This is a genomic window from Streptomyces sp. NRRL S-495, assembly GCF_000966955.1.
Taxonomy (GTDB): Bacteria; Actinomycetota; Actinomycetes; order Streptomycetales; family Streptomycetaceae; genus Kitasatospora; species Kitasatospora purpeofusca.
Genome location: NZ_JZWY01000991.1, coordinates 1 through 5,629, shown reverse-complemented (window position 1 = coordinate 5,629; position 5,629 = coordinate 1). Strand labels below are relative to the sequence as shown.

The window sequence follows — 5,629 nt, the reverse complement described above, 5'->3', positions numbered from 1 at the left end:
GGGACGCTGTAGAGGAAGGTGTTGGGCATCGTGCGCACCGCGAGCGCGGTCGCCGCCCGGAGGACCTTCGGGTACTCCGGCGAGTCCAGCGGGGTGCGCGAGACCTGCTCGACGGCGGCGGCCAGCTCCGGCGGGGTGCGCCGGCCCGGGTTCATCAGGCCCTGCTCGCCGAACAGCACCTGGAAGGCCTGCGCGGCGGAGTCGCGGCCCGCGAACTGGTCGGTGAACAGGGCCTTGGCGTGCTGGATGTAGACGATCTGGGTGGCCTGCGCCGCCGGGACCACGTCGATGGTGGCCCGGATGCCGACCTCCTTCAGCTGCGCCTGGAGCTGCTCGGGCAGTCCCTGCGCGGCCGTGGTGGTCAGGGTGAGGTCGACGCCGTCGGGGTGGCCGGCCTCGGTGAGCAGCGCGCGCGCCTTGGCCGGGTCGTACCGGTAGAGGTCGGCCGAGGCGGGGTCGTAACCGACGTAACCCTTGGGGAACGGCTGGTGGTTGACCTCGCCGTAGCCGAACAGCTGGGTCTTGAGCAGGGCCTCCCGGTCGATCGCGAACTTGAGCGCCTCGACCACCTTGGGGTTGTCGAACGGCGCCTTCTCGACGTTGACGTCCAGCACCGCCACCACCAGGGACGGGATCACCTGGACCTCCAGGCCCGCCGCCTTCGCCGCAGCCACCTGGCTGCCCGGGATCTGGGCCACGTCGAACTGTCCGGACTGGAGCCCGGCGACCACGGTGGCGGCGTCCGGCAGCGGATGGACCTCGAAGTTCTCCAGCTTGATCGCGGTCGCGTCCCAGTAGGCGGGGTTGCGCCGCAGCACGGCCTTGGCGTTCTGGGTGTAGGAGGTGAGGGTGAACGGCCCGGCGCCCGCCGGGCGGGTGGCCAGCCCGGCGGCGTCCGACTCGAAGGCCTTCGGGTTGACGATCATGCCGGTCGGGTTGACGATCATGCCGGTCTTGCCGGCCAGCAGGTTGGGGATCTGGTAGTCGGGCCGGGAGAGTTCGAGCAGCACGGTCTGCGGGTCGGGTGCGGACACCTCGCGGACACTGGTGAGCTGCGGGGCGACCAGGGACTTGGCCTCGGTGCGCCCGCGGTCCAGGCTCTTCTTGACGGCCGCGGCGTCCAGCGGGGTGCCGTCGGAGAACGTCAGTCCGGGGCGCAGGGTGAAGGTGACCGAGGTGCCGTCGGCGCCGAACTTCCAGGCCGAGGCCAAAGCCGGTACGGCGGTGCCCTGTTCGTCGAGCTTGGTGAGGCCCGCGTAGACCAGCGACAGGGAGTGGACGTCCCAGCCCGCCGAGGAGAACACCGGATCCCACGAAGTCGGCAGCGCCCAGCCCCACTTGAGGGTTCCGCCGGTGGCGGACCCGCCCGTCCCGGCCTGCCCGGGGTCGCCGCACGCGGCGAGGGCGAACGAGGCGCCGAGGCCCAGGCCGAGGCCGAGCAGGGAGCGTCTGCCGAGCAGTGGGCGGTCGTTGGAGGAGCTGGTCATGACGGTCGGTCACCTTTCGGAGGGTGCGCGGCAGTTCCGGCTTCGGGCGCGGGCAAGGACGCGGGCAAGGGCACGGAGCGCGGGATCGGGGCAGGACGGTGGGCGGAGCAACGGCGCGGGGAGGCGGGGCCGGGAGAGCGCGCGACGGTCGGCGCGGACGGGCCCGACGGGCGGTGCCGAGGGCCGGGAGACGCGTGGGAGGCACAGGGGGTGGCGGTCGGCCGGGGGAGGGGTCGGGAGGCCGGGAACGCCCGGGCGGGCCGGGGCGAGGCGGCGTCGTGGCCGCCAGGTCCGGACGCGGTCAACAACAGTGGGTGCTGCTGGTGCGTCGGTGACTCGTCCAGCGGCGCACCGGGAGGGGGTGCGTGGAGGTCATGGACTCATCCTGGCCAGGTCAGCGGCCTGCTGTCAATGGACACCAAAAGGTGTCCCTTTGCTTCGGCGGCTGCCGCAACACGCCCTCAATGTGCCGTTCACGCGGCACCTTTGCGACGTCCACGGAGCGCCGTTGTACCGGCGGGATCCGGCCGGTGCGCCGAGCGCGGGGCGGCGCCGTGTGACGTCTTCGTCCCGTTGGGAGGCACGGGTCCTCAGCCGCCGGCGGGGGAGCGGTGGGCCGCCACGACGGCCGGGCCGGAGCGCTCCTGCGGGTGGAGGACGACGTCCCCGTTCGCGGTCGGCACCCGCCGGGCACCGGGCGGCAGCCCTCCGGTCGTTCCGGCCAGCTCGGGACCGGTGAGGCTCCGGTACCGCTCCAACAGCTCCTCGGCGGTGGGAACGCGGTCCGCCGGCGGCAGCGGCGCGGAGGAGACGGCGGCCAGCGCGCTCCGGTACTCGTCCGCGCTCCGCCACCCCGGCACCACCCGGCTCCCGCCCGGCCCGGTGAACACCACGGTCGGCAGCGCGTACCGGTGGCCGCCGTCATCGGTCTCCTTCGCCGCCCCCGGGTGGGGTCCGTCCCCGCGCAGCCCGATCACCTCCGGCAGCGGCCGCCGGGCCTCGGCGCGGTCGCGGCGCACCCGTTCGCGGACGGCCGCGGAGGCCAGATCGGTCCGCAGCCGCGGCTCGTCGAGGCCGGGCACCCCGGCCACAGCCGCGAGCACGCGCTCGGGGGTGTCGGCGGGCTCGCCCAGGACGAACACGCTCTCCCGCAGCCGGCGCAGCACCCGGTCGGCGACCAGCGGGCCCTGCGCCTCGGCGGCGGCCGCCGCCAGCGAGGACGGCCAGCTGCTCGCCGCCACCCAGCCCAGCCGGGCGGCCCGCGGCGCGCCCGCGTGGTCGGTGATCCGCTCGACGTACCCGGAGTACCAGGCCGTCTCGGCGGCCGGGTCCGGCGCGGGCTCCTCGTCCTCGTCGAACAGGACCCCGAAGACCCTCCGGTGCCGGCAGAAGCCCTCCGTCTCGCGCAGCAGCGCCCGCATCCTCGGCTCGGCGGCCCAGGACCACGGGCACATCGGGTCGGTGTACTCCACGACCTCGACCGCACTGGCCCCGCCCCCGCCCCCGGCCTCGGCTGGGGCTTCGTCCCCGTCCCCGCTCACGCGGTCGCCACCCGGTCGCCGGAGCGCACCAGTTGGGCCACCGTCGTACCCGAGAGGATCTCCGCGGCACGCTCCTCGACGCTGCGCCAGACCGACGGCAGGCCGTGCGCGGGGCCCGGGTAGTCGAGTCCGGCCAGCGGCTCGCCGCGCAGCGTGATCACCTCGCCGTCCACCGCGCGCACCACGTCCAGCAGGGTGATCTCCTCGGCCGTCCGGCCGAGCCAGTAGCCGCCCTCGCAGCCGCGCTGGCTGCGGACCAGCCCGGCTCGCCGCAGTTCGCCCACCACGGACTTGAGGAACCGGAACGGGATGCCCTGGGAGGCGGCGATGGCCTCGCAGGTGAGTGGGCGCGACGTGTCGCAGGCGAGCTCGACCAGAGCCCGGGCGGCGTAGTCGGCCTTGGCGGATATGTGCATGCACCCGAGTATCCCCCCGGCGGAGCGATGCTCAAGTCCCTTGTCCGCCACGGGCGGGACCGGCGGGCGGGAAAAGACACCTCTTGACATCCTTTTGCCGCCGGGCCTAGCGTCCGGTGACACCCCGGGGCGTCGGGCGCGGCCGGGGGAGGCCGGGGGAGGCACCGGGATACGCCGCCCCTACCGCTACTGCCCTACTGCCCGCCCGACCCAGGAGCACCATGTCCGCCGAATCCCACTCCCACCCGCACACCCCTTCACCCGCCGGTGAGGGGGCGGCCGTCGTCACGGAGGCGGGCACCGGCTTCCACCCGCACCTGCACGGCACGGACGCTCCCGCCGGCACCGCCCTGCGGGCCCGGCTGCACCACATCCGCGCCGGTGAACTCGACGACGGCACCGCCCAGACCGGCGGGATGCGGCGCTTCGCCGCGATCAGCGGACGGACGGTCGGCTCGGAGAAGCTCTGGATGGGACAGACCCACGTCGCCCCCGCGACCGCCTCCTCCGACCACCACCACGGCGAGTCCGAGACCGCGATCCACGTGGTCAGCGGGCACCCCGAGTTCGTCTTCGTCGACGACTCGTCCGGCACGCCGGAGGAGGTCCGCCTGCGTACGGGTCCGGGCGACTACATCTTCGTCCCGCCGTTCGTCCCGCACCGCGAGGAGAACCCGGACCCGGACGAGGAGGCGGTGGTCGTCATCGCCCGCAGCACCCAGGAAGCCGTCGTGGTCAACCTCCCCGGCCTCTACGCCCTCGGCGACGGCGGCTGACCCCGCACCTGCCTCTGTTCCTCAGCGGCCTGCGGGCCGGTCCGCCCAGACCCGGGCCAGACAGCGCCGCTCTCCCGGACCGGCGGGATCGTCGAACCCGGTCCGCCCGTGCAGGACGGCCGTGTTGTCCAGGAGCAGCAGATCGCCCCGGCGCAACGGCACGCGCAGGACCATCCCGGGGTCGGTGAGCACCCCGTGGAGGGTGTCCAGCGCCGCCTGCCGGCCCGGTGGGAACGGCCGGCCGGTCTCCTGCTGGCCGCGCTCGATCCAGTAGCGGTTGTACTGGACGTGCAGGCCGTGGCGGCGCTGCTGGAACACGGGGGAGATGCGGTCGAAGTCCGGTCCGCGCCCGAAGTGGAAGTCCTGGTACAGGTGCTGCAGCGCGGACGGGTCCTGCTCCGCGAGACGGTCGTGGACGGCGCGGGCGCTGACGAGCAGCGACTCACCACCGGCCCGGGCCGGGCGGATGCACAACAGTCCCAGCAGCCACGGCGACTCGGGACGGTGCGACCGGTCGGTGTGCGGGTCGAGCGTCCTGGCGTCCCCTTCCCGCTCCGTGGCACGGTCGGCGGCGGAGCGGTGGACCGCAGGCGCGGTCTCGGCGGTGAGCAGGTCGTCCGCCGCCGGGCCCGCCGGAAGCGGCAGCACCGTGCCGAGCCGCGCGGCGAAGCTCCGGCACAGCTCGGCGCACTCCGCATCGCCGAGCCCGTCCAGCTCCAGGCCGCGCACCAGGGCCAGACCCGGGCCGTGGCGCAGGCCGTGGGCGACGCGGGCGACCGGATCGGCGGCGTCCTGCGGTCCGCCCGGCGGGCTCGGCGACCAGGGAACGACCCAGTCCTGCTCGTCCAGGGTGTCGGGGGTCCAGGCCCGGGGCCCCGGCCCTTCGGCACGTCCCGTCATCAGTGCTCCCCTTCCCTGCCGGGTGGCGCGCGGTCCGAGCGGAGTGCCGTCCGGACAGCCACATCCACCAGCCGTACGAGCGGGAGTCCCGAGAACTTCTTCCCCGCCCCCCGGGACGAAAACCCGCCCCGACGGCCACCGGCCGGTCGTCGCGGACCACGTAAGGGATCTTGAGACCACGAGCAGTCCATGGCAGGCTCGTGCCGCATGATCGATGAATTCGCGAAGGACAACCTGCACGGGAGACTGCGGCGGGACCGCGAGGCGCTGCTCTGGAAACTCGACGGCCTGTCCGAGTACGACGCCCGCCGACCTCTGACAGCGACCGGGACCAACCTCCTCGGCCTGGTCAAACACATGGCCACCGTCGAGGCCAGGTACTTCGGCGAGGTCTTCGAACGCCCTTCCCCGGAACCGCTGCCCCGGTGGCAGGACTACGACGGCAGCGATCTGTGGGCGACCGAGGACGAGACGCGCGATCAGATCATCGGGTTCTGTCGGCGCACCTG

General features: G+C 74.0%; 6 protein-coding genes. 2 read left to right on the top strand and 4 right to left on the bottom strand.

The genetic code is table 11. The features are described from left to right. From VR45_RS37565 to VR45_RS37555, 3 genes are all read right to left on the bottom strand, one after another. On the bottom strand, positions 1-1,487 hold a 1,487-nt coding region (locus VR45_RS37565; protein ID WP_045944431.1), incomplete at its 3' end, for an ABC transporter substrate-binding protein. Positions 1,488-2,077: 590 nt separating this feature from the next. Continuing rightward, positions 2,078-2,959 carry a DsbA family protein gene (locus VR45_RS37560; RefSeq protein ID WP_234326554.1) on the bottom strand — a complete coding sequence of 294 codons (882 nt, stop codon included), beginning with the start codon at positions 2,957-2,959 and terminating at the stop codon, positions 2,078-2,080. A gap of 65 nt (positions 2,960-3,024) precedes the next feature. Beyond that, positions 3,025-3,444, bottom strand: coding sequence for an Rrf2 family transcriptional regulator (locus VR45_RS37555; RefSeq protein WP_045944430.1), 420 nt, complete (start codon positions 3,442-3,444; stop codon positions 3,025-3,027). Between the two features lie 221 nt (positions 3,445-3,665). On the opposite strand from VR45_RS37555, the gene VR45_RS37550 reads away from it, so the two are divergent. Further along, positions 3,666-4,220: a cupin domain-containing protein gene (locus VR45_RS37550; RefSeq protein WP_078897354.1), complete on the top strand. Its 555-nt coding sequence runs from the start codon at positions 3,666-3,668 to the stop codon at positions 4,218-4,220. A gap of 21 nt (positions 4,221-4,241) precedes the next feature. On the opposite strand, the gene VR45_RS37545 is transcribed toward VR45_RS37550, so the two are convergent. Next, positions 4,242-5,120 carry a TauD/TfdA family dioxygenase gene (locus tag VR45_RS37545; protein WP_045944429.1) on the bottom strand — a complete coding sequence of 293 codons (879 nt, stop codon included), beginning with the start codon at positions 5,118-5,120 and terminating at the stop codon, positions 4,242-4,244. A 207-nt stretch (positions 5,121-5,327) separates the two neighbouring features. Between VR45_RS37545 and VR45_RS37540 the strand changes: the two genes are divergently transcribed. Further along, a partial coding sequence (locus tag VR45_RS37540) for a DUF664 domain-containing protein (protein WP_045944428.1) occupies positions 5,328-5,629 on the top strand: 302 nt, incomplete at its 3' end.

Coding starts and splice junctions, on each gene's coding strand:
- VR45_RS37550 (WP_078897354.1), top strand. CDS start 3,666: ATGTCCGCCGAATCCCACTCCCACCCGCACACCCCTTCACCCGCCGGT.
- VR45_RS37545 (WP_045944429.1), bottom strand. CDS start 5,120: ATGACGGGACGTGCCGAAGGGCCGGGGCCCCGGGCCTGGACCCCCGAC.
- VR45_RS37555 (WP_045944430.1), bottom strand. CDS start 3,444: ATGCACATATCCGCCAAGGCCGACTACGCCGCCCGGGCTCTGGTCGAG.